Source organism: Solimonas terrae, assembly GCF_011067135.1.
Lineage (GTDB): Bacteria > Pseudomonadota > Gammaproteobacteria > Nevskiales > Nevskiaceae > Solimonas > Solimonas terrae.
In genome coordinates this window covers 193635-220621 of the sequence record NZ_JAAMOW010000009.1, presented here as the reverse complement: position 1 = coordinate 220621, position 26987 = coordinate 193635, and the positions used below count along the sequence as shown (strand labels likewise).

The following is a 26987-nucleotide window of genomic DNA, read 5'->3' as shown; positions in this document are numbered from 1 at the left end:
ACCAGACCCGCCATGAAACAAAAGAACCAGGTTTTTGCGCAGCAGTTCTTCAACGCGCTGCTGATCATCGTCGTCATCGGTCTGCTGGGCTTCCTGTCGGTGCGCTTCAAGACCGATCTGGACTGGACTGCCGGCCATCGCAACACGCTGACCGCAGCGAGCGTCAAGCAGCTCAAGGCCATGCCCGATCCGATCACGTTCTACGTGTTCGCACCGAGCGGGGCCGAGACGCGGCACGCCGTCGAGGCCGATCTCGAACGCTACAAGCGCGTCAAGCGCAACATCGCGATCAGCTTCGTCGACCCGAGCGCCGATCCGCAGAAGGTGCGCGATTTCAAGGTCAACTACGTCGGCCAGATCGTGGCCGAATATGACGGTCGCCGCGAGACCCTGAACGCGACCACCGAACCGGCGATCACCACCGCGCTGCAAAGGCTCGCCTACGGCGGCGAGCAGTGGGTGGTGTTTCTCGAAGGGCACGGCGAACGCTCGCTGAGCGAACCGTCGCAGAGCTCGTTCACGAAGTTCGAGCAGGCGATGAAGGACAAGGGCCTCAAGGTCCAGGGTCTCAACCTCGTCAAGACGCCGAAGATCCCGGACAACACCAGCGTGCTGGTGATCGCCTCGCCTTCGGCGCAGCTGCTGCCCGGCGAAGCGCAGATCGTCACCGACTACGTTGCGCACGGCGGCAACGTGCTGTGGCTGGCCGATCCGGACTATCCGCCGGGCATCGCGCCGCTGGCCAAGGAACTCGGCGTGACCTGGCAGAACGGTTACGCGATCTTCCCGGACTATCAGATGCTTGGCACCGGCCATCCGGGCTTCTTCGCCGCGATCGGCTATCCGCCGAACCCGGTGACACAGGGGCTCGACATGGTCACGCTGTTCCCGCTGGTGCGCTCGCTGACGACCGCGCCGACCGGCGACTGGAAGGCGCAGCCGATGCTGCAGACCACCGAAACCGCATGGCTGGAAACCGGCGACATCCACGCCGGCACCGTGCAGTTCGACGGCAATGACATCAAGGGTCCGTTGACGATCGGTGCGACGCTGACGCGCGACTACAAGCCGGCGGCGGATGACAAGGAAGGCAAGGCGCACCCGCAGCGCGTCGCGCTGATCGGTGATGCCGACTTCCTGTCCGACGCCTATCTCGACCAGCTCGGCAACCAGCAGCTCGGCCTCAACATCATCCAGTGGCTGGCGAGCCGCGATGCGCAGCTCAACATCGACATCCCGAAGGCGCCGGACACCGCTTTGTTCCTGCCAGGCTGGGCGACGATGGCGATCGCCGCCGGCTTCATCGCGATCCTGCCGCTGCTGCTGCTCGGCTTCGGCGTGACGCGCTGGGCGCTGCGCCGCCGGCGCTGATCGCGAGGATCGTCATGAAACGCGCATACCTCAATCTCGCCCTGCTGGTGATCGTCGCCGGCCTAGCCGCAACCGTCTGGTTCACGCAGAAGAAGGAGCAGAAAGGCGCGCCGCTGACGACGCTCAGCGCGGATGCCGTCAACAGCATCAGCATCGCGCATCCGGACCAGCCGACGATCGAGCTCGAAAAGAAGGGCGCGGAATGGCAGCTGGTCGAGCCGGTGCAGTCGCCGACCGATCCGTTCGAAGTCGCCTCGCTCGTCAATCTGGCGACGCAGGAGACCAAGCGCACGCTGAAGGTGGCCGACGTCAAGCTCGCCGATCTCAAGCTCGATCCGCCGCAGTTCACGATCACGCTCAACGATCAGAAACTGGATTTCGGTGATACCGAGCCGCTTGAGTACCACCGCTACGTCCGGCACGGCGACACGATCGCACTGATTGACGACCCGTCCGCCACGGCGGTCGACGCCGACTATTCGAATCTGGTCGCCAAGGAGCTGATCAGTCCGGGCGCCGAGATCGAGAAGATCGACGTGCCGGGACTCAGCGTCTCGCGCAGCGACGGCAAGGACTGGTCGGCGACGCCGGCTTCGGACGCCGCCAGCGGCGATGCGATCGCGAAGTTCGTCGAGGCCTGGCGCGCCGCACGTTCGATGTGGAACGCGGCGATGCCCGATGACGGCGGCAAGGGTCAGCCGATCACCATCACGACCAAGGGCGGCGCCATCCACCTGGTGCTGGTCAGCGAGCAGCCGCAGCTGATCATCGACCGACCGGACCTGAAAATCCGCTATTCGCTCTCGAAGGCCGACGCCGACACGCTGCTGAAGCTGGCGCCGCCAAAGCCGGCGGAGGACGCCGGGCCCGACACGGCGAGCGCCCCGACCCACAAGACTGACGACGCCAAGCCTGCAGAGAAATAGCCGTCACGGGCGATCGCCCCGTCCGACATTGGTGGAATAATGCGGCCCGCTGTTGCGGGCCGTTTTCCTTTCCGCAGCCCAACGATGACGAGCCGATGCCTGAACTTCCCGAAGTCGAAACCGTGCGCCGCGGCCTCGAGCCGCATCTGCGTGGGCGGCGCATCACCAAGGTCACGGTGCGCGATCCGCGCCTGCGCTGGCCGGTGCCGACCGGGCTCGCGCGCGACGCGGCCGGCCGCCGCATCGACGCCATCGCGCGGCGCGGCAAATACCTGATCGTCACGCTCGACGGCGGTGACCGCATGATCTGGCATCTGGGCATGAGTGGGCGGATGTTCGTGCTCGATGCCGCGCATCCTCTGGTCAAGCACGATCATGTCGACTTCGCGCTCGACAGCGGCAAGCTGGTCCGCTTCCATGATCCGCGCCGTTTCGGCGCGGTGCTGTGGTGGCCGCGCGACGACAACACGCATCCGCTGCTGGCGACGATGGGACCGGAGCCCTTTGATCCGGCATTCGACGGCGACTACCTCTTCAAGCGCTCGCGCAAGCGCGAGGTCGCGGTCAAGAACTTCATCATGGACGGCCACATCGTCGTCGGTGCCGGCAACATCTACGCGGCCGAGAGCCTGTTCCGGGCGGGCATCCGCCCGACGCGCCGTGCCGGCAGGTTGACCCGCGCCGAAGCGACGCGGCTCGCCGACAAGATTCGCGAAGTGCTCGCCGAAGCCGTCGAACGCGGCGGCACCACGTTGCGCGATTTCGCCGGCGCCGACGGCGCCTCCGGCTACTTCCAGCAGGAGCTGTTCGTCTACGGCCGCGGCGGCGAAGCCTGCCGGGTCTGCGGCGCTGAAATCCGCGCATTGGTGCTCGGTGCGCGCGCATCCTGCTACTGTCCGCAATGCCAGCGCTAGGGACAGGGAGCGGAGGATGACGATCACGCAGGCGCTGTTGCTGTTCACCGCGGCCGCCGGGCTGCTGACGATCATGCCCGGGCTCGACACGATGCTGGTGCTGCGCACGGCGCTCGGACAGGGCGCGCATGCCGCGATGCTCGCCGGTGCCGGCATCTGCGCCGGCTGCCTGGTCTGGGGCGTGCTGGCCTCGACGGGACTCGACGTGGTACTCGCGGTATCCCGTAGCGCCTACGACGTGCTGCGCATGGCTGGCGCCGCGTATTTGCTGTGGCTCGGCCTGCAACTCTGGCGACGGCCACGCCGCGCGCCGCCGACGCCGTCGGCACCGCAAGCGGGCCTGCGCAGCTTCATGCGCGGCCTGCTGACCAATCTGCTCAACCCCAAGGTCGGCGTCTTCTACGTGAGCTTTCTTCCGCAGTTCATGCCGGCCGGCGTCGATCCAGCCCGCTTCGGCACACTGCTCGCGGCGATCCATGCCGGCGAAGGCCTGTTGTGGTTCGCGCTGCTGACCGTGGCGACACAGCCCTTGTCGCGCTGGCTCGCGCAGCCGCCGTTGCAGCGAGCCATGGATCGTGTGACCGGCAGCCTGTTCCTGCTGTTCGGCCTGCGCCTGGCGACGTCGGCGCGCAGTCCGTGAGCGCGCCACGCCCCTGGCCGCCGCCGCCGCGCGGCGCGTTCACGCCGGCCGCCCGTGAGCACCGGCTTTGCGGCGGCGTGGAAGTGCTTGCCTTGCTGCATGTTCTGGCCGGTCTTGCCTGGCCACTGCTCGTGGTCGGCACGCACGCGGTCGATCGCTGGCTGCCGGGTATCGCCGGCAATCGTTACTGGTGCGCACTGCTGGGTCCGACGATCGCAAGCTGGGGGCTGCTGCTGTGGTTCGTCGTCCGCAACGGCGTGCGTCGCGGCCAACGCTGGGCCTGCGACGCCGCGATCGCCGCGATCCTGGTCTGGCTGCCGCTCGATTTCGCGCTGTGCTTCGCCTTCCGTTTCGTGCCGGGCATGATCCTCGACCCGGCCGTCGGCCTGCTGATGCTCGGCCTGCTGGCGGCGATCCACCCGCGCCTGCCGCTGGATTGAAGAGCCCGCAGATGAGTGATCGCCCCGATCCGCTGGCCCGGCCCCTGCAACTGCCGTGTGGCACGCGGCTGCCGAACCGCCTCTGCAAGGCGGCGATGACCGAAGGGCTGGCCGACGCCGGTCTGCGGCCGACCGCTCGCCTCGCTGCCCTGTATCGCCGCTGGTCGGAAGGTGGCGCCGGCCTGCTGCTGACCGGCAACGTGCAGATCGATCGGCGCGTGCTCGAACGGCCCGGCAATGTCGCGATCGATCCGGCGCCGACCGATGCGGAGACGATGCAGCGCCTGCGCGAATGGAGCCGCGCCGGCACGGTCGGCGGCAATCATCTGTGGATGCAGATCTCGCATGCGGGCCGGCAGTCGCCGTGGTATGTGACGCGCCAGCCGCTGGCACCGTCGGCCGTGCAGCTCAAGCTGCTCGGCAATTACGCAAGGCCGCGCGCGCTGAACGAAGACGAAATCCTCGATTTCATCGAGCGCTATGCGCGTGTCGCCGTGGTGGCGCGCGAGACCGGCTTCACCGGCGTGCAGATCCATTCGGCGCACGGCTATCTGCTCAGCTCGTTCCTGTCGCCGGTCACCAACCTGCGCAGCGATGCCTGGGGTGGCTCGCTGCGGAACCGCGCGCGCATGTTGATCGAAACGATACGGGCCACGCGCAAGGCCGTCGGCCGTGACTTTCCGGTCGCGCTGAAGCTCAACTCCGACGACTTCCGCAAGGGCGGTTTCACGCACGCCGACTGCCTGCAGCTCGTGCAATGGCTCAACGACGAGTCGCTCGATCTGCTCGAACTGTCCGGCGGCACCTACGAGCAACCGCGTCTGCTCGGCTTTTCCGGCAAGACCGAAGACGCCGCACCACAGCGCGAAAGCACTGTGTTGCGGGAAGCGTATTTTCTCGACTACGCCGCCGACGTGCGCAAGATCGCGACCATGCCGCTGATGGTCACCGGCGGCTTCCGCACCCGCGCCGGCATCGAAGAAGCACTCGACAGCGGCGCCGTCGACGTCGTCGGCCTCGGCCGGCCACTGTGCGGTGAACCCGATCTGCCGAAGCGCCTGCTCGCAGGCGAAATCACCGAAATGCCGCGCTACGAAAAGCAGATGCAGCTCGGCACCGGCATCTTCGCGCCGACCAGCACGGTCTTCGTGCTCAAGCTGATCAACCTGCTCGGCCAGCAAGGCTGGTTCTATCTGCAGATCTTCCGTCTCGCCGACGGCAAGACACCGGACTTCAAGCTCGGCGTGTTCGGTTCGTTCTGGCGCTACCTGCTCGACGAATACCGGCAGGCCTGGCGTGTGCAGCGCGCGCGGCTCAAGCGCTGGTCCTAATTCAGCGCGCTGGGTACCGCAAGCCGGAACGGGCTGATCTTTGCGTCGAAGCGCTGTTTGCCCTCGACGACCATCATGTCGAACTCGCCGTGCATGGTGCCGACCGGCGTGCTCAGCGGACAGCCGCTGCTGTACTGGAATTCCTCGCCGGGCCCGAGCACCGGCTGATAACCGACAACGCCGGGACCGCGCACTTCATCGACCTGCGCCTCGCCGTTGGTGATCACCCAGTGGCGGTTGAGCAGCTGCACGGTTTCGTCGCCTTCATTGCGGATCGTGATGTGATACGCGAACAGCCAGTGCCCCGCTTCGGGGTCCGACTGCTCGGCGACGAAACGTGGCTTGACGATGATGCGGATGCCACGGGTCACGGTGTCTGACATGGCTCAACTACCTTTTCGCGAGATTTTCCCGGACACGAAACTCACGGACGCACACGGCCAGGGGCGGCAAAAACCATTGTCTGGCTGGTCTTTGGAAATCCCTGGTTCCGGCTTCTTCTGCCGCGAATCTCGAACGGCGTCGAGGGAAGCTTTGCACGGCGTCGCGAGCGGGTGTCTGGCGCTGACCGCCGGCGCGCAGCAAGCGCAGCGTACATCAGTACGTGAGCATTGCGAGCACCGCCGGGCGGTGCCAGACGCACGCGCAGCAGCCGTGCGGGGTTTCCCTAGAACATGCCGGTGGCGAGTTTCGCCGCCTCCGACATCATGGTCTGGTTCCAGGGCGGATCGAACACCAGCTCGACATCGGATTCGACGATCGTCGGAATCTGCTCGACCTTGCTCTTGACGTCGGCGACGAGGATGTCGCCCATGCCGCAGCCGGGCGCAGTCAGCGTCATGCGCACATTGGCGCGGCGCTTGCCCGGGTCCAGCGTTTCGATCCTGCACTCGTAGACCAGACCGAGCTCGACGATATCGACCGGGATTTCCGGGTCGTAGCAGGTCTTGAGCTGATCCCAGACGGCCTTCTCGATGTCTTCGTCGCTGGCATCGGCCGCGATCTCCGGGCCTTTGACGATCTGCTGGCCGATCGCGTCGGCATCCTTGCCTTCGATGCGGAACAGGTGGCCTTCGACCTGGACGGTGAAGCTGCCGCCGAGCGCCTGCGTGATCTGCGCGTGCGCGCCTTCCGGCAGCTCGACCTTGGTGCCTTGCGGAATCAGGACGCCGATGACATCGCGCGTCAGGCTGACAGGTTCGTGGATGGCGCTCATGGGGATGGTTGGCTCGCGCCGACCGGCGCGAAAACGTAGGAACGTGATTTTAAACCAGCGCGACAGCCCCCGCGTTAAGCGAGCGGCCATGCCGGCTTCATTTATGATCGAAAACCGCCCATACAAGCCCGCCGAGAACCGAACCATGAAAACGCTGGCCTGGCTGCTTCCTGCCGCCCTGCTGTTCGCAGGCACCGCTCACGCCGCCGACGCACCGGCACCGCGCATCGTCGCGGTCGATGGTCAGGGCGAAGTCAGCACGCTGCCGGACCGAGCGCGCCTCAATCTCGCCGCCGACGCGCTCGATCCCGATCTGAAGACCGCCGAGGCGCAGGTCAATGGCATCGTCCGCGCGTATCTGGCCGAAGCGCACAAGCTCGGCGCCAGCGACAAGGAGATCTCGACCGCCGGCATCAGCATCAATCCGGAATACGTCTGGGACGACAAGGCCAAGCAACAGAAGCTGGTCGGCTATCGCGCACGCCGCGACATTGCCGTCACCGTCAGCAATCTCGACAAGCTCGGCGACTTCGTGCTTGGTGCCACCAGGGTCGGCATCAACCACGTCAGCTCGCCGACCCTGGAATCAAGCCAGGCCGATGCCTTGACACGCGAAGCGCTGGCCAAGGCCGCGACCGATGCGCGCGACAAGGCGCGGCTGCTGGCCGAGACGCTGGGCATGAAGCTCGGGCCGGTGCGCACCTTGCGCGTCAACAACGACATGCCGCCGCCGACGCCGATGGTGATGGCCAAGGCCATGGCCTACAGCGCCGCCGACAGCAACGGCGGCAACGACGAGATGGGTTTTGCCGGCGGCGAGATCAAATACCGCGCCACGGCCAGCGCCGAATTCGATCTGCTGGAACATTGAGACATGTTTTTTATGATTGACTAAAACTTCGGTTCTGAGTCTTTAGTCACGACAGCGACGGCCGGCCACCGGTAGCTCGCGGCGCGCGCAAACCTCGACCGTGCGCGCAAATCGCGGCGATGCGATAATGCGGCGCTTTCTCCCCCGCCTTTTACCAGGGGCCGAAAGTGGCCAGCAGCAAACCTACCGCCGTCGTCGGCGTCATCATGGGCTCCCGCTCCGATTGGGAGACGATGGCACATGCCGCGCAAACGCTGGCAGACCTCGGCATCGCCTTTGAGACCCGCGTGGTTTCGGCGCACCGCACGCCCGATCTGCTGTTCGACTACGCCGAGCAGGCCGCCACCCGCGGACTCAAGGTGATCATCGCCGGCGCCGGCGGCGCCGCGCATCTGCCGGGCATGTGTGCCGCGAAAACCCAGCTGCCGGTGCTCGGCGTGCCGGTGCAGAGCAAGGCGCTGAACGGGCTCGACTCGCTGCTGTCGATCGTGCAGATGCCGGCCGGCATTCCGGTCGCGACACTCGCCATCGGCAAGGCCGGTGCCACCAATGCCGCGCTGCTCGCCGCCGCGATCCTCGCCACGACCGACAAGCGTCTGGCGAGCCGGCTCGCGAAATTCCGCAGCAACCAGACGGCAAAAGTCCTCAACGACGAGCCGCTACAACTCCCATGAAATCATCGCAGGCCGTCGCAGGCGACGGCGGATCGCGGCCTGCCGTAGCGCAGCTGCCGCAGCCGAGTCGCTCGTCATCGACGATTCCGGACGCCGCCGGGCGCCGCAGCTGCTCGGTGACTCCGGCATGAAGATCGGCATCCTGGGGGCGGGCCAGCTGGGACGGATGCTGGCGCTGGCCGGTTATCCGCTGGATCTGGACTTCGTGTTCCTCGATCCGGCGACCGAAGCCTGTGCCGCGCCGCTGGGCACACACATCCACGCCGACTACGTCGACGAGCACGCGCTCGCCGAATTCTGTGTCGGCGTCGACCTGGCGACCTACGAGTTCGAGAACGTGCCGGCGAAGACCGCCGAGTTCGTCGCCGGCCGCATCCCGCTGCTGCCGGCACCGGTGGCACTGACCGTCGGACAGGATCGCCTGTCCGAGAAGACCCTGTTCGACAAGCTCGGCATTCCGGTGCCGCGCTACATGCCGGTGGCGACGCGCGAAGCACTGGAAATCGCGGTCAAGAACGTCGGCCTGCCGGCAGTTCTGAAGACGCGCCGGCTCGGCTACGACGGCAAGGGCCAGGCCGTGCTGCGCAAAGCCGAGGACCTCGACAAGGCCTGGGCCGCGATTGGCGGCCAGCCGCTGATCCTCGAAGCCTTCGTGCCGTTCGAACGCGAGATTTCCTGCCTTGCGGTGCGCGGCAAGAGCGGCGAGCTGCGCTTCTATCCGGTCGTCGAGAACGTGCATCGCGATGGCATCCTGCGGGTCGCGCGGCCACGCGCCGATGACCCGCTGCAGGCCGCCGCCGAAGCGCACGCGACACGCGTGCTCGAACATCTCGGTTATGTCGGCGTGCTGGCGTTCGAGTTCTTCGTGGCGAGCGGCAAACTGTACGCCAACGAGATCGCGCCGCGCGTGCACAACTCCGGGCACTGGACGATCGAAGGCGCGGACTGCTCGCAGTTCGAGAACCACCTGCGCGCAATCGCCGGCCTGCCGCTGGGCTCGACCGCCTTGCGCGGCCCGTCGGTGATGGTCAACTTCATCGGCAACACGCCGTCCAACGAAGCGCTGGCGGCGATTCCCGGCGTGCACATCCACCACTACGGCAAGGCGCCGAAGCCGCAGCGCAAGGTCGGTCATGCCACGGTGACGGCCGGCAACGACGCCGAACTCGAAACCCGGCTGGCGCAACTGCAGGCTCTGGTTGCCGCCGTCGAGTCCTGAGTCGATCGCGCCGCGACGGCAGCACTAGAGCCGGAACGGCCGCAGCTCGCCACCGTAGGCGACCGACACGCAGCCAGCACCGACATTGACCGCCGCCGTGGCCGACATCACGCTCGCCAGCAGCTGGATGCCATGGCGCGTGGTGGCGTCCTGCAAGGCGGCGTAACCGGGCAGCTCGGCCAGGCGCTCCAGTTCGCCGCCATAGCTGACGCAGAGATGGCCCAGCTCCAGTCCGGCTTCGACCTGTCGCGCAACGTGCGCGAACATGCGCTCGACGGCATGTTCGTAGCCACGCAGACGCGCCACCGCCTGGGTCTCGCCACGGTAGCCGAGCAGCACCGGACGCAGATCGAGCGCGGTGCCGATCGCATAGCTGAACCAGTCGACGCTGCGTTCACCTTTGTGCTGCGCGCGATTGCGCAGGTAGTAGAGATCGCCCGGGACCATGTAGGCGCAGATCGAGTCGCGCAGGATTTCGAGGCGGCGGCGCATTTCGAACGGGGTGACGCCGGCCCGCGCCAGTTTCGCTGCCTCGGCCACCAGTACGCCGGTGCCGCTGAACATGGTCTTCGAATCGATCACGCGCAGCGCCAGCGGCTGCGCCTGCTGCTCGCCGGACTGGGCGTCGGCGAGGATCGCGAACGAGGCCTTGGCGGTATTCTCGAAGGTCCGTCCGCGCGTCGCGCTGAGCGTGATGCAGAACGCGTAGTCGCGATCGACCATCAGCTGCTCGCGCAACAGGCTGCGTGTCTGCTCGACACTGCAGGCCTGGGTCTCGGCGTCCAGGCCGCGCGCCGCCAGTTGCTCGGCGTAGAAACGTCGCGTCTGCGCCGCATCACGATGATCGTCGAAGCTGTCCGCACCGAGCTGGATCGTCACCGGCAGGATGCCGATGTCGTGTTCGTGCAGGAAAGCTTCGGGAAGATCGCAACTCGCATCCGCGATCACGCCGATGCGCATCGATGGCTCCGGGATTTTCAGGAGCGGCGATTATGCGGATCGCGCACACGCACGGCCGTCGCGGCTGACGAACGCGGCGATCGGGCGGATGGAGTCGGCCAATCGGTCGCCAGGGCCCGCCGCAGAGGCGTCGCGAGCGAAGGCAGTTCGGGAGAGGCAGACCCTGCCGCAGCCGCTGCGACGGATCCTCAGCCGTGCGCCGGGCGCGGTGCCTGCATCGCCGGCCGGCCGTTGAGCTGGCGCTCGAGCCGGGCGTCCTTGCGTTCCCAGAGGGCATTGACCCAGGCCTGGAATCGCGCGCGAAATTCCGCGTCGTTCTCGTAATCGCCGTGCATCAGCTCGGCCGGGATCGGCAGCACGTCCATGTGCACGCAAAGCTGATCCTGTTCGCCGCTGGCGAAGCTCCAGAGCAGCGGTTTGTCGGTCGGCCGATAGGCGATCGTCACGTCGATGATGCCGGCGAACTGCTCGCCCATGGCATTGAGCGTGAACGACATGCCGCCGGCCTTCGGCCGCAGCAGGTGCCGGTACGGCGACTGCCGTGCGATGCGCTTGGCTTCCGAGAAACGCGTGCCTTCGAGAAAGTTGATGACGGTGACCGGCTCGCTCTTGTAGATCTCGCAGGCGCGGCGCGTGGCTTCGACATCCTGGCCCTTGAGCTCGGGCTTCGCTTCAAGCTGCTCGCGGGTGTAACGGCGCATGAACGGGAAATCCATCGCCCAGCAGGCGGTGCCGATGATCGGCACGTAGATCAGCTGATGCTTGAGGAAGAAGCGCGGGAACGGCACGCGCGTGTGCAGGATGTCGAACAGCAGCAGGATGTCGGCCCAGGACTGGTGGTTGCCGATCAGCAGATAGTTGCCGCGCGGATCCAGCGTACCGCGGACATCGATCTCCCACTGCACCGCATGCAGCAAACGGAACAGGATCTTGTTCGCCGACACCCAGTTGATCGCGATCCACACGCAGTAGCGGCTGCAGGCACGCTGCAGCGGACGGTACGGCAGCAGCTTCAGCAGGATGCCCGGCAGCAACAGCACCGAAACGCCGAGCGTCGTCGCCAGCACGCACAGCGACGTGATGAGTCCGACGACGCTGGCGGGGAAGATGACGGAGAACATCAGCGAACCTCGATCGGCAGCGACGTGTACATGCTAACGCGCGATCAGCTGCCGGGGTGATATGCGGGGCTCAGATTTCGCACCGCCTCGATCATCACGCCGGCATGTTCGGGCGGCGTGTGCTGCAGGATGCCGTGGCCGAGATTGAAGACATGGCCGGACCCCTGGCCGAAGCTTTCCAGCACGCGGCGCACCGCGGCTTCGATTTTCAGCGGGCTTGCGAACAGCCAGGCCGGATCGAGATTGCCCTGCAGGGCGACGCGGCTGCCGACGCGCGTACGGGCATTCGCAAGATCGGTGGTCCAGTCCAGGCCGAGCGCGTCGCAACCGGTTTCCGCCATCACTTCGAGGTGCTGGCCGCCGTTCTTGGTGAACAGGATCACCGGCACGGTCGGCGCGACGCGCTTGAGATGCGCGACGATCTTCGCCATCGGCTCCAGCGAGAAGCGGATGTAGTCGGCCGGCGCCAGCACACCGCCCCAGGTGTCGAACACCATCACCGCGTCGGCGCCGGCCGCGATCTGCGCTTCGAGATAGATGCTGACCGAGGCCACCAGCTTGGCGAGCAGCGCGTCGAGCAGTTCCGGCGCGTCGTAGGCCATGCCCTTGATGCGCGCATAGTCGGAACCGCCGGCACCTTCGACCATGTAGGTCGCCAGTGTCCAGGGGCTGCCGGCAAAGCCGATCAGCGGCAGCCGCGTGCCGAGTGCGCGACGAATCGTCGATACCGCGTCCATGACATAACGCAGTTCGGTCTGCGGGTCCGGCACCGGCAGCTGCGCGATCGCGTGTTCGTCGCGCACCGGCCGGTCGAACACCGGACCTTCGCCTTCGACGAAGCGCAGGCCCAGACCCATCGCGTCCGGGATCGTCAGGATGTCCGAGAACAGGATCGCGGCGTCGAGACCGTAGCGGTCGAGCGGCTGCAGCGTGACCTCGCAGCACAGCTCCGGATTGCGACACAGCGACATGAAGTCGCCGGCCTTGGCGCGCGTGGCGCGATACTCCGGCAGATAGCGACCGGCCTGGCGCATCATCCATACCGGCGTGCGGTCGACGGGTTCGCGCTTCAGCGCACGCAGGAAACGATCGTTCTGCAGCTTGCGCATTTCGCTCATGACGGGCTTCCGGCGGTGTTCAGGGCGGCGGCAATTTCCGCCTGGATCTGCAAGGCCATTGCGCGCGGATCGACGGCGTCGCGGATCGGCCGGCCGATGACCAGATAGTCGGCGCCGGCATGGATCGCTGCACTCGGCGTCATCACCCGCTTCTGATCGGCTTCGAGGCGATTCTCGACGGGCCGGATGCCCGGCGTCACGCAGATCAGTTCGCGCGGCGCCTCGCGGCGCAGTCGCTCGACTTCGAGACCCGAGGACACCACACCGTCGCAGCCGGCCGCCAGCGAACGGCGCGCCCGCGACAGCACCAGATCGGCGATGTCGCAGCGGAAGCCGAGATCGTCGAGATCACCCTGATCAAGACTGGTCAGCGCCGTCACCGCCAGAACTTTGGTCGTGCCGGACTTGGCTTTGGCCGCCGCTTCCATGATCGACTGGTTGCCGTGGATCGTGCAGAAATCGGCACCGCGCTCGGAGAGATTGCGCACCGCGCGCGCCACGGTTTCCGGAATGTCGAAGAACTTCAGATCGACGAACACCTTGTTGCCGTCGGCCTTCAGTGACGCCAGCAGCTCGAAGAAGCCGGGCGCCATCAGCAGTTCCATGCCGATCTTGTAGAACGAGACGGCGTCGCCGAGCGTGGCGACGAGTCGGCGCGCATCGTCGGTGCTCGGCACGTCGAGCGCGGCTATCAGGCGCTCCTGCGCTGGAATCATGGGATTTTCCGGGGGACAGCAAGGACAGAATTGAATTGTCCGCGTCCGCGCCGCGCGCGGCAACTTCGGCGCGGTAGAATCGTGCGGAATGCGTTATATACTTATGTATATATCGACTACATACATCGCCGCAGGGAGAACCGATGCATCGAAACGCCACCACCGCGACGCGCGCCGCCGTGCTCGCGCTTGCCGTCGTCTGCACCGGCCGTCCGGCCTTCGCCGACGACGGCCTGCTCGAAACGCTGGCCGGGAAAGGCGTGATCGACGCCGACGAGTATCAGCAGCTCAAGGCACAGCAAGCACGACAGGAGCGGACGGCGGCGACGTTCTCGGCCGACAAGGGACTGATGCTGGCGACCGGCGACGGCACCTATACGCTGCAGTTCGGCGTCTTCCAGCAGATCGATTTCGCGGCGTTCGACGCCGACGGCAGCGATCTGTCGGACGGCACGCTGCTGCGCCGTTCGCGGCTCGCACTCGGCGGCAAGCTGGGCGACGACTGGCAATATCGCTTCCAGTACGAGTTCGCCAAGGCAAGCGCGGCGATCACCGACGCCTACGTCACGTACAGCGGCTTCAAGCCGTTCAGCGTCACGATCGGCCAGGCCAAGCTGCCATTCTCGATGGAATCGCTGAGCAGCGCGGCCGGCACGACGTTCATCGAACGCGGACTGCCGGCCTACGTCGTCTCGCCGATCCTGCGCGCGCCCGGCGTCCAGCTCGCGCGCGCCGGCCGTCGCTGGTCGCTGGCGGCCAGCGCCACCGGCGAACCGCTCGGCGACAGCGCATCCGGCGACGAAGGCTGGGGCCTGGCGGCGCGCGCGACCTTCGCGCCCTACGTCGCCGGACATCGCGTCGTCCACCTGGGCCTCGGCGTGAACTGGCGCAAGCCGACGCAGGACAACAGCGGCACGACGCCGTCGACCAGCGCCGTGGCATTCACCGCCAGGCCCGAGTCCAACCAGGCGCCGAACTTCCTCAACAGCGGATCGCTGCTCGATACCACGAGCTACCGGCTGAGCGACGCGGAATTCGCCACCGCATTCGGCGCCGCATCGCTGCAGGGCGAGTACATGTGGATCGATGTACAGCGTGACAACGGCCGCGACGATCTCGCGTTCAAGACCTGGTATGCACAGCTCGCGTACACGCTGACCGGCGAGACGCGCACATACAACGTCGCCAAGGGCGTATTCGACGGCATCAAGCCGGCGCATCCGCTCGGCACGGATGGCTGGGGCGCGTTCGAGGCTGCGGCACGACTTTCCCGGCTCGATCTCGACGACGGCAGCGTCAGCAGCGGCAACGAGCACGACATGACGCTGGGCCTGTCCTGGTATCTGACCCCTTACCTGCGCGTCAACGCGAACTACGTGAAAGTGCTCAAGCTCGACGGCGGCCCTTACGACGGACAGAAACCGTCGATCTACGAAATGCGCGTACAGCTGTCGTTCTGAAGCGCGCGGCCGGTCCCGAGCGACTCGCAGCTCAACTCGCCGGACCGCGGGCTCCGGATCGCAGCCCGGAGCGCGCGGCGTCAGCGGGCCGGATCGGTGACTGCGGCCGCGAAGCGGGCAAGCGCCGCGCGCAGCGGCGCGGCCAGCGATGGCTCGCCGACAATCGCAGCCGCGTCGCGCGTACCGCCGAGCAGCGGCAGGCTCAGGCACGCCGCTTCGATAACGGTGCCCGACATCGTGCGCAGGGTTTCCGCCAGCTGCGCCGGCGCGTATTCGGCGCGCATCGTCGCGTTCAGCAAGGCGACCGGCTTGCCGACGAATTCCGGACCGCTGACCAGCCAGTCGAGCGCGTTCTTCATCACGCCGGACACGCCATGCGCGTATTCCGGACTGGAAATCAGCAGCCCGTCGGCACCGGCAATGGCGGCGCGCCAGTCGCGAACTGCCGGCGGCATGTCGTCTTCGAGATCCGGATTGAACAAGGGCAGCGCGGCCAGCGAATACGTCGCGACGCTGACGTCGGCCGGCACGAGGCGCGCGGCCGCCTCGAGCAGTGCGAGATTCGACGATGCACGTCGCAGGCTGCCGCAGATCGCGAGCCAGTTCATTTGCCTTGCTCCGCGGCCAGCGCTTCCTTCAATGCCTGCGGCGACGGTCGGCCGACGGCTTTCAGTTCCTGCGCAAACAGTGCGACCCGCCATTCCTCCAGCAGCCAGCGCGCCGGATGCGACAGGTCTGCAAGCTGCGTTGCGAATGGCGCGACCTGCCGGGTCAGGTCTTCGTCGCGCTGCGGCTTGTTCTGCAGCCGTTCGAGCCGCACCTGCAAGGCGCGCAGGTAGATGGTCACGCGTCCCCAGTTCGCCTCCGGAATCGCGCTGACGAAGCCGTCGGCGAACAGGCTCGTGAGCTGTGCGCGCATGTCGGCAACGGCCAGCGGCCAGCGCGTCGCGAACCCCTCGAGTGCCTTGCGCACGCTCAGCGCCGCGTTGAGCCAGTTGACCAGCTGATCCAGCCGCGCCGCCGCGTCGAGACTGAATGTCGCACGACGTTCGAGTGCGGCCTGGAAGTCGGCGCGGCTGCGGATGGGGTCGTCGAGCAGCGTCCGCTCGGCGGCACGTTCCGCAAGCTGACCGGCAATGCGTGCGGCATCGAGCCCGAACGGGGCGGCGAGCAGGGCGAGTTTGAGCCGCGCGCTCTTGTCGAGATCGCGCCGGCGATCCGCGAGACGCGCCAGCAGCAGCGCGCGCGCGCCAAGCCGATGGGCGGCGTCGGCCGACTCGCGTGACTCGTACAGGCGCAGGTCGATGCGCTGGCCTTCCAGCGACAGTGCCGGATAGCCGCGCGCGCCATTGGCCAGTGGCACTGCGTCCGGCAGATCGTCGAAGTCCCAGTCGCTGATGTTCTCGCGCGCCCACTTTTGCAGGGACTCGTCGCGAGTCGCCGCCTGATGAAGCGCCGTGCGCGCCGCGCCGCTGAAGCGACCACGCAGACCGTCGAGCGTGTTCGCCACGCCGAGGATTGCGCCCTGTTCATTCTCCAGCTGCAGACGCGGCAGCAGATACGCGTCGAGCTTGTCCGGCGCGAAGTCGCCTGGCGCCAATCGCAGGCCGGTCATCAACTGCAGCGCAGCGCAGATCGCCGGCAGCAGCGCGCCGTCGTCCGGGGTCAGGCGTGCCGACAGCGCCTGCGCATATTCGGCAGCCGGGGTCAGTTGTCGGCGCAGCGTCTGCGGCAGGCTGCGGATCAGCGCTTCGATCTTGGCGGCGCGCAGACCGGGCACCAGCCAGTCGAAGCGTTCGGCCGGCAATTGATGGACCTGCGCAAGCGGGATGTGGAAGGTGACACCGTCATGTTCTTCGCCGGGTTCATGTGAATACGACAGTGGCAGCACCATCCCGCCGAGCTCGAGATGATCGGGGAACAGACTCTCGACATCGGCATTGGCGCCCGGCCGCAGCGCGTCGCTTTCTGCCATTGTCATGGTCTGCTGCGCGCCCGTCTCGCGGCGCAGCCAGTTCTTCAGGTGCGCCGCCGCACAGACTTCTGCGGGCAGCCGCGCGTCGTAGAACGCGGCCAGCTGATCGTCGCCGGCGAGCAGGTCCGGGCGACGCATTTTTGCCTCCTTGTCGCGGATCGATTCGACCAGCTTCAGGTTGGCATCAAGAAACGCCGGCTTGCGCTGCATGGCGCCGCCGACGAGCGCCTCGCGAATGAAGATCGCGCGCGCCTCGACCGGGTTCGTCGAACCGTAGTGCCGCGCCCGCGTCAGCAGCGGCAGGCCGAGCAGGCTGACGTGTTCGGTGGCCGTGACCTCGCCGCGCGTGGCGTTCCATTGCGGATGCAGCAGCATGCGCCTGACCAGATGCGGTGCGACACGCTCAAGCCAGTCCGGCTCGATCGCAGCATTCGTGCGTGCGAACAGCTGCGAGGTCTGCGCGAGCTGCGCGCTCATCAGCCATTGCGGGCCCTTTTTCGCGAGCGCCGATCCGGGATGGATGCGGAAGCGCCGATTGCGCGGTCCCTGGTATTCGTTTTTCTCGGGCAACTTGTGGCCGATGTGGTCGATCAGACCGGCGAGCAGCGCCTCGTGAATCGGCACGAACAGTTCGTCGAGCTTTTCATTGGTCCAGCGCGCATTCGCTTCTGGCCTGGCCTTGCGCTCGCCGCCGAGCAGATCGCGGACCTGACGGTAGACCGCCTCCCATTCCTCCATGCGCAGGAACGAGACGAAGTGCTCGCGGCAGATCTTGCGCAGCTGCCGGTTGTTGGCCTGCTCGCTCCAGTCACGCCACTGCTGCCAGAGCTTGAGCAGCGTCAGGAAATCCGAGCGCGGATGGCGCCATTGCGCGTGTTTCGCCCGCGCGCTGTCCTGGGCATCGGCCGGCACTTCGTGCGGGTCCTGCACGGACATCGCGCTGGCCAGCACCCAGATCATCTCCTCGGCGGCACTGCCGCGGCCGGCCAGCGCAATGCGCGCGATGCGCGGATCGAGCGGCAACCGCGCAAGCTCGCGGCCGAGCGGCGTCAGTTCGCGCAGCTCGTCGAGCGCGCCGACGGTCTGCAGCACGCGATAGGCGTCGGCGACGTGGCGGTGGTCCGGCGCGTCCAGCCACGGGAAGTGCTCGATGTCGCCGAGTCCGAGCGCAGTCATCGACAGGATCACGCCAGCGAGGTTGGCGCGACGGATCTCCGGGTCGGTGAACGCCGGGCGCGCGGCGAAATCGTCCTCGGCATAGAGCCGCACGCAGATGCCCGGCCCGAGGCGACCGCAGCGACCGGCGCGCTGATTGGCCGCGGCCTGCGAGACCGGCTCGATCTGCAGCTGCTGCACGCCGGTGCGCGGTGCAAAGCGGTTGATGCGCGCAGTGCCGGTATCGACGACGTAGCGGATGCCGGGCACGGTCACCGACGTCTCGGCGACATTGGTCGCGAGCACGATGCGCGGCTGCCTGCCGGGCGAGAACACCGCATCCTGCGCATTGGCGGCGAGCCGCGAGTACAGCGGCAGCACTTCGGCGTTCGCGAAACGCCCGCGCAGCACGCGCGCGGTGTCGCCGATTTCGCGCTCGCCCGGCAGGAACACGAGAACGTCGCCACTCGGTCGGCCACGCCAGAGATCGTCGATCGCCGACGCGATCGCACCCTCCTGATCGCCGTCATCGGCGGGCGGCCGGTAGCGCTGCTCGACCGGATAGGTGCGGCCGGACACGAAGATCATCGGCGCGTCGTCGAAGTGCTTCGACAGCTTTTCCGGATCGAGCGTTGCCGACGTGACGATGACCTTGAGATCTGGGCGCTGCGGCAGGATGCGCTTGAGCCAGCCGAGCAGGAAATCGATGTTGAGGCTGCGCTCGTGCGCCTCGTCGATGATGATCGTGTCATAGGCATTCAGCAGGTGATCGCGGCCCAGCTCGGCGAGCAGGATGCCGTCGGTCATCAGCTTGATCATCGAGCGCTCGGACACGCGGCGATCGAAGCGTGTTTCGTAACCGACCAGATCGCCAAGATTGCCATCAAGCTCGCGGGCGATGCGATGGGCGACACTGCGCGCGGCGAGCCGGCGCGGCTGGGTGTGACCGATCAGGCCGCGCGTGCCACGGCCAAGCTCGATACAGAGCTTCGGCAGCTGCGTGGTCTTGCCGGAACCGGTCTCGCCGCAGACGACGACGACCTGATGCTCGCGGATCGCCGCCAGCAGTTCGTCGCGCGCCTGCACGACCGGCAGTTCTTCGGGGTAGCGGATCTGTTTCGGCTTGAGCCGCTGCCGGTTCTCGTAGCGCAGCTTCGCCTGTTCGACGTCACGATCCAGTCGTGCCAGATCGAGCTTGCCGCCGCGCTGGGCGCGCTGCAGCGTGCGCTGGAAGCCGGCGTGATCGCGCGCCAGCAGGCGCTCGCGCGCGGCGTCGAGATTGCGCTCCAGCGCTTTCAGGGTGGCCTTGTCGATCATCGGCGCTGGCGGCGCGGCCGATGGGCGGACGCGTGGCGCTGCTGCACAATGGCCGCGCGCAGACCGGCGTCACGATCGGAAGCGCGGCCAGACAAGGGGGGAGGTGGCATGGATTGGCACAGCATCGCGGCGGACGTCCGGCAGCATTTCTGGATTTATCTGTCGCTGCCTTTCGTCAGCGCGATCATCGGCTACGTCACCAAGGTGGTGGCGATCCGCATGATGTTCCAGCCCATCGAGTTCGTCGGCCTCAAGCCGCCGTATCTGGGCTGGCAGGGAATTATCCCGCGAAACGCCGCGAAGATGGCGGGCATCTCCGTCGACCTGATGACCTCGCAGCTGATCAGCGTGCGCGAGGTGTTCCAGCGCCTGGAACCGGAGCGCGTCGCCCGGGAACTGGAGCCGGTGCTGATCGAGGCCATGGACCGCATCACGCGCGACGTCGCCGAACGCTTCCAGCCCGGCCTGTGGAACGCGACGCCGGAATTCGTCCGCAAGCGGGTCGTGCAACGCGTGCAGGCCGACCTGCCGGAGCTGATCGCCGAGATCATGCGCGACGTGCGCGACCACATCGACCGTCTGTTCGATCTCAAGACCATGGTCGTCAACAACCTGGTGCACGACAAGAAGCTGCTGAACCGCATCTTCTCGGAAACCGGCAAGCAGGAATTCAAGTTCTTCGGCACCGCCGGCTTCTATTTCGGCTTCGGCATCGGTGTCGTGCAGATGATCTGCTGGGTGCTGTGGAAGCAGTCCTGGATGCTGCCGGCGTTCGGCCTGTTCGTCGGCTTCGCCAGCGACTGGCTGGCGCTGCAGATGCTGTTCCGGCCCTTGCGTCCGCGACGCGTACTCGGCCTGACCGTGCAGGGCCTGTTCCTGCGTCGCCAGCAGGAAGTCGCGCACGATTACGGCAACCTGATCGCCGACCAGATCCTGACGCCGGAGAAGATCTGGGTCGCGGTACTGCAAGGCCCCTTGTCCGATCGCGTGCTCGAACTGCTGCAGCGGCACGTCAAGCAGGCGGTCGACGAGCAGGCCGGCGCGGCCCGGCCGCTGGTATCGATACTGATCGGCTCGAAGAAGTACATCGAGATGAAGGAAGCGGTCGCCGAGTCCCTGATCCGCGAACTGCCGCTCGCCCTGCAGTCGATCAACCGCTACGCGGAAAACGCGATGGACATCCGCAACACGCTGACGACCAAGATGCAGAAGCTGTCCGCCGAACAGTTCGAAGGCATGCTGCGGCCGGTGTTCAAGGAAGACGAATGGATCCTGATCGCGGTCGGTGCGGTCCTCGGCTTCCTGGTCGGCGAACTGCAGGTGTTCCTGATGGTGCACTGAGCCCCGGCATGCGGTTCATGCGCGGCGATGTGCGCTTGGACTGCGGCCGGCGGCGCGACGGAACGCGCGCGTGAAGTTGGCGGCATCGGTATAGCCGAGCTCGTAGGCGATCTGTGTGATGCTGAGCTCGCCGGCCTGCAGCAGCGCGCAGGCCTTGTCATGGCGCACGCGCAGGGCCAACTCGCGAAAGTTGCAGCGCTCGCGTTTCAGGTGACGGTCGAGCGTGCGCGCCGACAGGTTCAGGGTCTGCGCCAGTTCGGCCTGCGTCGGCATGCCGTCGACGGCTTCGCGCAGCATCATTTCCACCCAGTTGCGGACCCGACCGCCGGCGACCGCGCTGCGCACCAGCGACGCGCAGCGTGCCTCGGCCATCTTCAACGCGTGGGCATCGGCAAACGCGAGTGGATAGTCGCGAAAATCGGCGGCGAACACGAAGCGCAGGCCCGGCGTCGCCTCGCTGTTGAAATGGCATTGCAGGCCGGCCAGTTCGGCGTAGCGCGCGACGTGCGCCGGCGGCGCGATCGACAGATGCAGGGCACCGTCCGGCACCGGGCCGCCGATCAGTTCGCGGAGCTCCCAGTAGGTCGTCACGGCGATCATTTCGAGGTGAAAGACCAGGCTGCGATGGCCGAGTGGCAGCACCGGCGTGAAGCCGATTTCGGCGCGGCCGGCCTCGGCGCGATAACGCATGCGAAAACTCGGCATCACCAGGCGGAAATAACGCGCGATGACGCGCAGCGCGTAGTCGATGTCCGGGCTGCTGAGCATCGCGTAACCGACGATGCTGTGCGTGCTGGTTTTCAGGGCGCGCCCGAGATCGAGCGCCAGATCGGTGTGGTCTGTGCGCGTCAGCACCGCATCGACCAGCGCTTCGACCTGGCTCAGGCGCAGGCGCGCGTCGACCGACGCGAGCGCCTGCGGACGGATGCGCAGCTCGCGCAGCAGCGCCGCGACATCGACGCCGCGCGTCGTCAGCACCTCACCCATGCGCTGGTAGTAGCGCGCAGGGATTTCCGGATCATGGCGCCGCATGCGGCCTCCTGTGCGACGCACTGTCTGAAAATGACAAGAATCTGTCAAGAAATGACAGGCCGCGCCTTGCCGCGCTCGCGACCATGGTGGTGCCGGAAGCGAATCCCGCGCGATCTGGATCAGGAGAACCGAAATGAACCTTGCCACCGTCACCCCCACCGCCCAGCCCTGGCAGGACGCCAAGCGTTATCTCTGGCTGCTGAGCCCGCTGGTCCCCGTGCTGTCGCTGTCGTTCCTGCTGCTGGTCCACTTCACCGGCAGCGCGCTGTTCTTCTGGGGCATGCCGCTGGTCATGTACGGCCTGCTGCCGCTGCTCGACGCCCTGATCGGCGCCGACCCAACCAATCCGCCGGACAGCGTGGTCGCCGACCTCGAACAGGACCGTTATTACCGGGCCATCGTCTTCGCCTATATCCCGGCGCAGTTCGCGGCGACGATCTTCGGCGCCTGGCTGGTCGCGACCGGCGGCTACGGCCCGCTGGCGATGATCGGCGCGATCCTCAGCGTCGGCATCATCAACGGCGTGGCGATCAACACCGCGCATGAACTCGGCCACAAGACCAATGCGCTGGAGCGCTGGCTGGCGCGGCTGACGCTGGCGCCGGTCGCCTACGGCCACTTCTTCATCGAGCACAACAAGGGCCATCACAAGAACGTGGCGACGCCGCACGATCCGGCCAGCTCGAAGATGGGCGAGAGCTTCTGGGCCTTCCTGCCACGCACCATGATCGGCAGCCTGCGCTCGGCCTGGCAGATCGAAGCCGCGCGCCTGCAGCGCAACGGCCAGCCGGTCTGGAGCCGCGCCAACGAGAATCTGCAATCCTGGGCGCTGACCGTCGTGCTGTTCGGTGCGCTGACGCTGTGGCTGGGCCCGGTCGCGCTGCTGTTCCTCGTTGCCCAGGCGTTCTTTGGTGCGTCGCTGCTCGAAGTCGTCAACTACATCGAGCACTACGGCCTGCTGCGGCGTTACGAGGAGAAGGCCCGGCGCTATGAGCGCTGCGCGCCGCGCCACTCCTGGAACAGCAACCACATCGTCACCAATCTGTTCCTCTACCAGCTGCAGCGCCACTCCGATCACCACGCCAACCCGACGCGTCGCTACCAGGCCCTGCGCCACTTCGACGAAAGCCCGCAGTTGCCGTCCGGCTATCTGTCGATGATCCTGGTCGCCTATCTGCCGCCGCTGTGGTTCCGCCTGATGGACCGGCGCGTCGCCGAACATCATCGTGGCGATCTGCGCCTGGCCAACCTCTACGCACCGAAGCGCGCGGCCTTGCTGGCGCGCTGGCAGACGGCGGCGGATGTCGCGCCCGCGGCACGCAGCGAGACCGCCGCCAGCGACACCAGGGTCGCGACGGATCACTTCGCCTGCCCGAACTGTGGCTATGTCTACGCGCAGGCCGTCGGTTGCCCGCACGAGGGCATCGCGGCGGGCACGGCCTGGGCGCTGATTCCGGACGACTGGCAATGTCCGGTGTGCGCGGTGCGCGACAAGGTCGACTTCCGGCCGCTGCAGGCCAGCGCCTGAGCGATGTCAGTCGCCGCGCGACAGGGACGCAAGGGCAGCGGTGTCGGCTTTCACAGCGACACCGCTGCCTTCGATCCGGCGCACTGCGGTGAGCAGACCGATCAGCGTGTCGGCGGCGCGGGCAGGCGACAGACCATCCGCGTGGATGTTCGAGATGCAATTACGTTCTGCGTCACTGCGTCCGACCTTCGGATCCCAGGTCAGATAGACGCCGAGACTGTCGGCCACCGACAAGCCCGGTCGTTCGCCGATCAGCACCGCGACGATGCGCGCGCCGAGCGCGGCACCAACCTCGTCGCCGAAGGCCACGCGCGCCTGTTCCCCGAGCACGAGTGGCGCGAGACGCCAGCCATGCAGTCTTGGCCAGCATGCATCGATCAGCGCGACAGCATGCGCATTGACGGCGGCGGCGGACAGGCCGTCGGCGATCACGAACGCAAGATCGAACGCGCCGCGGCCCGCAGCGAACATCGCAAGATCGTCCGCATGCACACGGCGCCCGAGATCCGGGCGTCGCAGGTATTCGGCACGATCGCGAACCTGCGAGCGGATTCGCAAGGACGGCGTCGGCAGTCGCTCGGCGATCGCATCGAAATCCACCGCGCCGTGCACCGCGTCGCGTGCGCGGCTGTGACCGAGCTGGAAATCGAGCAGGGCGCGCGTCGGCAAGGCATCGCCGGCCCGGCCGAGTGCGATGCGCGCGCGCGTCGCCTGACGCAACCGGGCGAACGGGTCACGCGCGGAGTCGATGGCGCGCTCGTCGCTCATCGCGCGTCCAATGCCAGCAGGCGGCGCACCGCGCTTTGCGCCGGCGGCGGCAGCGCGCCGTTTGCGTCGGCCAGACTCATGCGCTGCAACCACTGCTCGAACTCCGGCGCCGGTCGCAGTTTCAACAGATGCCGCAGGCCGAGCACGTCGTGATACGACAGACTCTGGTAATTGAGCATGACGTCATCGGCGCCCGGTACGGCGATCAGAAAATTGACGCCGGCGGTGGCAAGGGCCACGGCGAGCGTATCCATGTCGTCCTGATCGGCCTCGGCGTGATTGGTGTAGCAGACGTCGACGCCCATCGGCAGACCGAGCAGCTTGCCGCAGCAATGGTCTTCGAGTCCGGCGCGGATGATCTGCTTGGCGTCGTAGAGATACTCCGGACCGATGAAGCCGACGACGGTATTGACGAGCAGGGGCTTGAACGCGCGCGCGACCGCATAGGCGCGCACCTCCATCGTCTGTTGATCGACGCCATGGTGGGCATCAGCCGACAGCGCGCTGCCCTGGCCGGTTTCGAAATACATCGCGTTGTCGCCGACACTGCCGCGCGCCAGCGTGCGCGCGGCGTCGAAGCCTTCGCGCAGCAAGGCGAGATCGACACCGAAGCCGCGATTGGCCTTCTCGCTGCCGGCGATCGACTGGAAGACGAGATCCACCGGCGCACCGTGCTCGATCGCACGCAGGCTGGTGGTGATGTGCGCGAGCACGCAGGATTGCATGGGGATGTCGAAGCGCAGCCGCAGCTCGTCGAGCATCTGCAGCAGACGCTCGGTGTCGGCGAGCGAGTCGCCGGCCGGATTGATGCCGATCACCGCGTCGCCCATGCCGAACAGCAGACCGTCGAGTGTCGCGGCGGCGATGCCGAGTGGATCGTCGGTCGGATGATTCGGCTGCAGGCGTGCACCAAGACAGCCGGGCAGTCCCAGCGTCGTGCGAAAGCCGGTGACGACGCGGCACTTGGCCGCGACCGCGATCAGATCGGCGTTGCGCATCAGCTTCGACACGGCGGCGACCATCTCGGGCGTCAGACCGGGCGCCAGCGCCGCGAGCGCTTCCGTCGTGGCGGCATACGACAGCAGCCAGTCGCGGAATTCGCCGACGGTCATCGCGGCGACGACCGCAAACGCCGGCACGTCGTGCGTATCGACAATCAGGCGCGTGACCTCATCGTCCTCGTACGGCACCAGGGGTTCGTCGAGGAAGCGTCGCAGCGGCAGACCGGCGAGCACTTCACGTGCCGCGACCCGCGTCTCGTCGTCGGCCGCGGCGATGCCGGCCAGTTCGTCACCGGACCGGCGCGGCGATGCGCAGGCCAGCACCGACTTCAGATCGTCGAAACGATAAATGCGGGCACCAATGCGGGTCTGGTACGACGGCATGCAGGCATCCGGAAGCCAAGTCTGGATAGACGCACAGACTTTGCCAGCTTCGTCGCCGCGGCGCCGTTCAGGCGGCGTCGCCGCCGCCGATCCCCAGCTGGCTTTCCAGCGCGGCGAGTCGCGCCTCCAGCGTGCTCACGCGCGCTTCGAGCTGCGCGACACGGCCGGCGTCTTCGCTTCTCGCCGGGCTGGCAGCAAGGACTTCCGGCTCGGCGGTACTCAAGGCCTCGGCGCCGCACAGCAGCGGCGCCCAGCGTTGCGCCGACTGGCCGGGTGCACGCGCCAGGGCCGTGACCAGCGGCTGTGCGCGGTCGGCGAGGTCGTCCAGCGCGACGCGCAAGGCCTCGTCGTCGCCGGGCCCGCCCAGCACGGCCGCATTGCCGCGCAGCTCGGACAAGGTCTGAGGACCCCGCAGCAGCAGCGTCACCAGCAGCGCCTGGGTCTGCGGTTTCAACAACATCTGGTGCATGAACTGCTGCCGCCACTTCTGGGCACGGCCGCTGAAGCTGTCGCGCGCCACCAGCTTGCGCTCTTCGAGTGCATTGAGCGCATTGCCGATCTCGCCTTCGCCGAGATTCATGACCGGGCTGCGCGAGGTCTTCTGGTTGGCGGCCAGCATGATCGCGTTGACGGTCATCGGGTAATACGCCGGCGTGGTGATCGATTTCTCGACCAGCACGGCGACGACGCGGGCTTCGACGGGGCTCAGCAGAAGTTCGGACATGGCGTTGATCGGGCGGCAGAGGGCGCATTCTATGCGCCGACCGGCACACGACGCGGCCGCGAACGTCGAGACGGAACGTTTCGTGCAAGATCTCGGTCCAGACCGTCGCAAGCGTGTGCCGCCGGCTGCCTGCCACCACCTCATTCCATGCTCGATTTTCTTTCCTGCTTCGGCAACGCCGCGATCCTGCTGGCGCTCTCGGTACTGTTCACCGCCTGGCTGGCGCGCGAGGCCGGCGTTCGCGCCACCCTGGCCTGGGGCCTGAGCCTCGCGCTCTGCGTCGGCGTCATCGCGGTGCTGAAGATCTATTTCCACGGCTGTCCACGGCCGGAATTCGGCCTGCGCAGCCCGAGCGGACATGCCGGCTTCAGTCTCTTCGTCTATGGCGCGATCGGCGTCTGTGCGGCGCGCGACGAGGCCGGCTGGCGACGGCTGCTGGTGCCGCCGCTGGCCTGCGCGTGGATCGCGGCGATCGCCTGGTCGCGCTACGCCCTGCATGCGCACAGCGTCAGTGAAATTGTGTTCGGCCTGGCGCTTGGCGGCGCGGCGCTCTGGCTGTTCCTGCGGCTGGCCGCGCCGTTGCCGGTCGGTCGCTTTCCGTTCGTCGCCGCCATCATCGTCGCCGCCCTGCTGACGGTGCTGATGTACGGAACACACTCGAGCCTCGATTTCGAGCGCTGGCTCGGCCGGCTCGGACGTCTCTGGCGGCCGTGGCTGCCGCTCTGCTCGCGCCACTAGGTGCGCCGCCCCCTTCGTGGAGAGCGCGGCCGGCGCGCAGCGGGCAC

25 protein-coding genes are annotated in these 26987 nt (G+C 67.0%); 13 read left to right on the top strand and 12 right to left on the bottom strand.

Features of this window, described 5'->3' with window-relative positions; translation table 11 throughout:
* The first annotated feature begins 12 nt into the window (after window positions 1–12).
* From G7Y85_RS17320 to G7Y85_RS17295, 6 genes are all read left to right on the top strand, one after another.
* Window positions 13–1371 carry a GldG family protein gene (locus G7Y85_RS17320; RefSeq protein WP_166260271.1) on the top strand — a complete coding sequence of 453 codons (1359 nt, stop codon included), beginning with the start codon at window positions 13–15 and terminating at the stop codon, window positions 1369–1371.
* A 14-nt stretch (window positions 1372–1385) separates the two neighbouring features.
* Window positions 1386–2297 carry a DUF4340 domain-containing protein gene (locus tag G7Y85_RS17315; RefSeq protein WP_166260268.1) on the top strand — a complete coding sequence of 304 codons (912 nt, stop codon included), beginning with the start codon at window positions 1386–1388 and terminating at the stop codon, window positions 2295–2297.
* Window positions 2298–2392: 95 nt separating this feature from the next.
* Window positions 2393–3211 (top strand): bifunctional DNA-formamidopyrimidine glycosylase/DNA-(apurinic or apyrimidinic site) lyase, encoded by an 819-nt coding sequence (mutM, locus tag G7Y85_RS17310; RefSeq protein WP_166260265.1) that lies wholly within the window; start codon window positions 2393–2395, stop codon window positions 3209–3211.
* Window positions 3212–3227: 16 nt separating this feature from the next.
* A complete protein-coding gene (locus tag G7Y85_RS17305) occupies window positions 3228–3851 on the top strand; it encodes a LysE family translocator (protein ID WP_166260260.1) in 624 nt (207 codons plus the stop codon).
* Complete coding sequence (locus G7Y85_RS17300) at window positions 3848–4291, top strand: hypothetical protein (RefSeq protein WP_166260257.1); 444 nt, start codon at window positions 3848–3850, stop codon at window positions 4289–4291. The genes G7Y85_RS17305 and G7Y85_RS17300 overlap by 4 nt, the downstream gene beginning before the upstream one ends.
* Before the next feature lie 11 nt (window positions 4292–4302).
* Window positions 4303–5622, top strand: coding sequence for an NADH:flavin oxidoreductase/NADH oxidase family protein (locus G7Y85_RS17295; protein ID WP_166260254.1), 1320 nt, complete (start codon window positions 4303–4305; stop codon window positions 5620–5622).
* Here G7Y85_RS17295 and apaG read toward each other — a convergent pair.
* Entirely contained in the window at window positions 5619–6005 is a 387-nt protein-coding gene (apaG, locus tag G7Y85_RS17290) for a Co2+/Mg2+ efflux facilitator ApaG/CorD (RefSeq protein WP_166260251.1), read from the bottom strand. The genes G7Y85_RS17295 and apaG overlap by 4 nt on opposite strands.
* A 284-nt stretch (window positions 6006–6289) precedes the next feature.
* Window positions 6290–6838 (bottom strand): putative Fe-S cluster assembly protein SufT, encoded by a 549-nt coding sequence (gene sufT / locus G7Y85_RS17285; RefSeq protein ID WP_166260248.1) that lies wholly within the window; start codon window positions 6836–6838, stop codon window positions 6290–6292.
* A gap of 145 nt (window positions 6839–6983) precedes the next feature.
* Between sufT and G7Y85_RS17280 the strand changes: the two genes are divergently transcribed.
* From G7Y85_RS17280 to G7Y85_RS17270, 3 genes are all read left to right on the top strand, one after another.
* On the top strand, window positions 6984–7709 hold the full coding sequence (locus G7Y85_RS17280) for an SIMPL domain-containing protein (RefSeq protein WP_166260245.1): 726 nt from the start codon (window positions 6984–6986) through the stop codon (window positions 7707–7709).
* A gap of 206 nt (window positions 7710–7915) precedes the next feature.
* Window positions 7916–8383 (top strand): 5-(carboxyamino)imidazole ribonucleotide mutase, encoded by a 468-nt coding sequence (gene purE, locus G7Y85_RS17275; RefSeq protein ID WP_166260548.1) that lies wholly within the window; start codon window positions 7916–7918, stop codon window positions 8381–8383.
* A gap of 127 nt (window positions 8384–8510) precedes the next feature.
* A complete protein-coding gene (locus tag G7Y85_RS17270; protein WP_166260242.1) occupies window positions 8511–9602 on the top strand; it encodes a 5-(carboxyamino)imidazole ribonucleotide synthase in 1092 nt (363 codons plus the stop codon).
* Window positions 9603–9626: 24 nt separating this feature from the next.
* Here G7Y85_RS17270 and G7Y85_RS17265 read toward each other — a convergent pair whose 3' ends face one another.
* The 4 genes from G7Y85_RS17265 to pyrF form a co-directional block, all read right to left on the bottom strand.
* Window positions 9627–10562 (bottom strand): DegV family protein, encoded by a 936-nt coding sequence (locus G7Y85_RS17265; RefSeq protein WP_166260239.1) that lies wholly within the window; start codon window positions 10560–10562, stop codon window positions 9627–9629.
* Window positions 10563–10750: 188 nt separating this feature from the next.
* Window positions 10751–11683: a 1-acylglycerol-3-phosphate O-acyltransferase, YihG family gene (gene yihG / locus G7Y85_RS17260; protein ID WP_166260236.1), complete on the bottom strand. Its 933-nt coding sequence runs from the start codon at window positions 11681–11683 to the stop codon at window positions 10751–10753.
* A 44-nt stretch (window positions 11684–11727) separates the two neighbouring features.
* Window positions 11728–12792 carry a uroporphyrinogen decarboxylase gene (hemE, locus tag G7Y85_RS17255; RefSeq protein ID WP_166260545.1) on the bottom strand — a complete coding sequence of 355 codons (1065 nt, stop codon included), beginning with the start codon at window positions 12790–12792 and terminating at the stop codon, window positions 11728–11730.
* A 5-nt stretch (window positions 12793–12797) separates the two neighbouring features.
* Window positions 12798–13517, bottom strand: a complete 720-nt coding sequence (gene pyrF / locus G7Y85_RS17250; RefSeq protein WP_166260233.1) for an orotidine-5'-phosphate decarboxylase — start codon at window positions 13515–13517, stop codon at window positions 12798–12800.
* A gap of 143 nt (window positions 13518–13660) precedes the next feature.
* Between pyrF and G7Y85_RS17245 the strand changes: the two genes are divergently transcribed.
* On the top strand, window positions 13661–14977 hold the full coding sequence (locus tag G7Y85_RS17245) for an OprO/OprP family phosphate-selective porin (RefSeq protein ID WP_166260230.1): 1317 nt from the start codon (window positions 13661–13663) through the stop codon (window positions 14975–14977).
* A gap of 80 nt (window positions 14978–15057) precedes the next feature.
* Here G7Y85_RS17245 and G7Y85_RS17240 read toward each other — a convergent pair whose 3' ends face one another.
* Together G7Y85_RS17240 and hrpA are read right to left on the bottom strand one after the other, a co-directional pair.
* Window positions 15058–15585 carry an NADPH-dependent FMN reductase gene (locus G7Y85_RS17240; RefSeq protein ID WP_166260227.1) on the bottom strand — a complete coding sequence of 176 codons (528 nt, stop codon included), beginning with the start codon at window positions 15583–15585 and terminating at the stop codon, window positions 15058–15060.
* Window positions 15582–19424, bottom strand: a complete 3843-nt coding sequence (gene hrpA / locus G7Y85_RS17235; protein WP_166260224.1) for an ATP-dependent RNA helicase HrpA — start codon at window positions 19422–19424, stop codon at window positions 15582–15584. The genes G7Y85_RS17240 and hrpA overlap by 4 nt, the downstream gene beginning before the upstream one ends.
* Before the next feature lie 108 nt (window positions 19425–19532).
* On the opposite strand from hrpA, the gene G7Y85_RS17230 reads away from it, so the two are divergent.
* Entirely contained in the window at window positions 19533–20765 is a 1233-nt protein-coding gene (locus G7Y85_RS17230; protein ID WP_166260221.1) for a DUF445 domain-containing protein, read from the top strand.
* Window positions 20766–20780: 15 nt separating this feature from the next.
* On the opposite strand, the gene G7Y85_RS17225 is transcribed toward G7Y85_RS17230, so the two are convergent.
* Window positions 20781–21797, bottom strand: a complete 1017-nt coding sequence (locus G7Y85_RS17225; RefSeq protein WP_166260218.1) for an AraC family transcriptional regulator — start codon at window positions 21795–21797, stop codon at window positions 20781–20783.
* 133 nt (window positions 21798–21930) lie between these two features.
* Here G7Y85_RS17225 and G7Y85_RS20700 point away from each other — a divergent pair, with 133 nt between their 5' ends.
* Window positions 21931–23325, top strand: coding sequence for a fatty acid desaturase (locus tag G7Y85_RS20700; RefSeq protein WP_166260215.1), 1395 nt, complete (start codon window positions 21931–21933; stop codon window positions 23323–23325).
* A gap of 6 nt (window positions 23326–23331) precedes the next feature.
* Here the strand turns inward: G7Y85_RS20700 and eutC are convergent, their stop codons facing one another.
* The 3 genes from eutC to G7Y85_RS17205 all read right to left on the bottom strand — a co-directional run bounded on the left by eutC (window position 23332) and on the right by G7Y85_RS17205 (window position 26202).
* On the bottom strand, window positions 23332–24093 hold the full coding sequence (gene eutC / locus G7Y85_RS17215; RefSeq protein WP_166260212.1) for an ethanolamine ammonia-lyase subunit EutC: 762 nt from the start codon (window positions 24091–24093) through the stop codon (window positions 23332–23334).
* Window positions 24090–25478, bottom strand: coding sequence for an ethanolamine ammonia-lyase subunit EutB (locus tag G7Y85_RS17210; RefSeq protein WP_166260209.1), 1389 nt, complete (start codon window positions 25476–25478; stop codon window positions 24090–24092). The genes eutC and G7Y85_RS17210 overlap by 4 nt, the downstream gene beginning before the upstream one ends.
* Window positions 25479–25545: 67 nt before the next feature.
* On the bottom strand, window positions 25546–26202 hold the full coding sequence (locus tag G7Y85_RS17205; RefSeq protein ID WP_166260206.1) for a YceH family protein: 657 nt from the start codon (window positions 26200–26202) through the stop codon (window positions 25546–25548).
* A gap of 147 nt (window positions 26203–26349) precedes the next feature.
* Between G7Y85_RS17205 and G7Y85_RS17200 the strand changes: the two genes are divergently transcribed.
* Window positions 26350–26940: a phosphatase PAP2 family protein gene (locus G7Y85_RS17200; RefSeq protein WP_166260203.1), complete on the top strand. Its 591-nt coding sequence runs from the start codon at window positions 26350–26352 to the stop codon at window positions 26938–26940.
* Window positions 26941–26987 lie beyond the last annotated feature (47 nt).

Excerpts from the sequence above, each read along its gene's own strand:
- G7Y85_RS17320 (WP_166260271.1), top strand. The coding sequence starts at position 13 with ATGAAACAAAAGAACCAGGTTTTTGCGCAGCAGTTCTTCAACGCGCTG.
- G7Y85_RS17315 (WP_166260268.1), top strand. The coding sequence starts at position 1,386 with ATGAAACGCGCATACCTCAATCTCGCCCTGCTGGTGATCGTCGCCGGC.
- mutM (WP_166260265.1), top strand. The coding sequence starts at position 2,393 with ATGCCTGAACTTCCCGAAGTCGAAACCGTGCGCCGCGGCCTCGAGCCG.
- G7Y85_RS17305 (WP_166260260.1), top strand. The coding sequence starts at position 3,228 with ATGACGATCACGCAGGCGCTGTTGCTGTTCACCGCGGCCGCCGGGCTG.
- G7Y85_RS17295 (WP_166260254.1), top strand. The coding sequence starts at position 4,303 with ATGAGTGATCGCCCCGATCCGCTGGCCCGGCCCCTGCAACTGCCGTGT.
- apaG (WP_166260251.1), bottom strand. The coding sequence starts at position 6,005 with ATGTCAGACACCGTGACCCGTGGCATCCGCATCATCGTCAAGCCACGT.
- sufT (WP_166260248.1), bottom strand. The coding sequence starts at position 6,838 with ATGAGCGCCATCCACGAACCTGTCAGCCTGACGCGCGATGTCATCGGC.
- G7Y85_RS17280 (WP_166260245.1), top strand. The coding sequence starts at position 6,984 with ATGAAAACGCTGGCCTGGCTGCTTCCTGCCGCCCTGCTGTTCGCAGGC.
- purE (WP_166260548.1), top strand. The coding sequence starts at position 7,916 with ATGGGCTCCCGCTCCGATTGGGAGACGATGGCACATGCCGCGCAAACG.
- G7Y85_RS17270 (WP_166260242.1), top strand. The coding sequence starts at position 8,511 with ATGAAGATCGGCATCCTGGGGGCGGGCCAGCTGGGACGGATGCTGGCG.
- G7Y85_RS17265 (WP_166260239.1), bottom strand. The coding sequence starts at position 10,562 with ATGCGCATCGGCGTGATCGCGGATGCGAGTTGCGATCTTCCCGAAGCT.
- yihG (WP_166260236.1), bottom strand. The coding sequence starts at position 11,683 with ATGTTCTCCGTCATCTTCCCCGCCAGCGTCGTCGGACTCATCACGTCG.
- hemE (WP_166260545.1), bottom strand. The coding sequence starts at position 12,792 with ATGCGCAAGCTGCAGAACGATCGTTTCCTGCGTGCGCTGAAGCGCGAA.
- pyrF (WP_166260233.1), bottom strand. The coding sequence starts at position 13,517 with ATGATTCCAGCGCAGGAGCGCCTGATAGCCGCGCTCGACGTGCCGAGC.
- G7Y85_RS17245 (WP_166260230.1), top strand. The coding sequence starts at position 13,661 with ATGCATCGAAACGCCACCACCGCGACGCGCGCCGCCGTGCTCGCGCTT.
- G7Y85_RS17240 (WP_166260227.1), bottom strand. The coding sequence starts at position 15,585 with ATGAACTGGCTCGCGATCTGCGGCAGCCTGCGACGTGCATCGTCGAAT.
- hrpA (WP_166260224.1), bottom strand. The coding sequence starts at position 19,424 with ATGATCGACAAGGCCACCCTGAAAGCGCTGGAGCGCAATCTCGACGCC.
- G7Y85_RS17230 (WP_166260221.1), top strand. The coding sequence starts at position 19,533 with ATGGATTGGCACAGCATCGCGGCGGACGTCCGGCAGCATTTCTGGATT.
- G7Y85_RS17225 (WP_166260218.1), bottom strand. The coding sequence starts at position 21,797 with ATGCGGCGCCATGATCCGGAAATCCCTGCGCGCTACTACCAGCGCATG.
- G7Y85_RS20700 (WP_166260215.1), top strand. The coding sequence starts at position 21,931 with ATGAACCTTGCCACCGTCACCCCCACCGCCCAGCCCTGGCAGGACGCC.
- eutC (WP_166260212.1), bottom strand. The coding sequence starts at position 24,093 with ATGAGCGACGAGCGCGCCATCGACTCCGCGCGTGACCCGTTCGCCCGG.
- G7Y85_RS17210 (WP_166260209.1), bottom strand. The coding sequence starts at position 25,478 with ATGCCGTCGTACCAGACCCGCATTGGTGCCCGCATTTATCGTTTCGAC.
- G7Y85_RS17205 (WP_166260206.1), bottom strand. The coding sequence starts at position 26,202 with ATGTCCGAACTTCTGCTGAGCCCCGTCGAAGCCCGCGTCGTCGCCGTG.
- G7Y85_RS17200 (WP_166260203.1), top strand. The coding sequence starts at position 26,350 with ATGCTCGATTTTCTTTCCTGCTTCGGCAACGCCGCGATCCTGCTGGCG.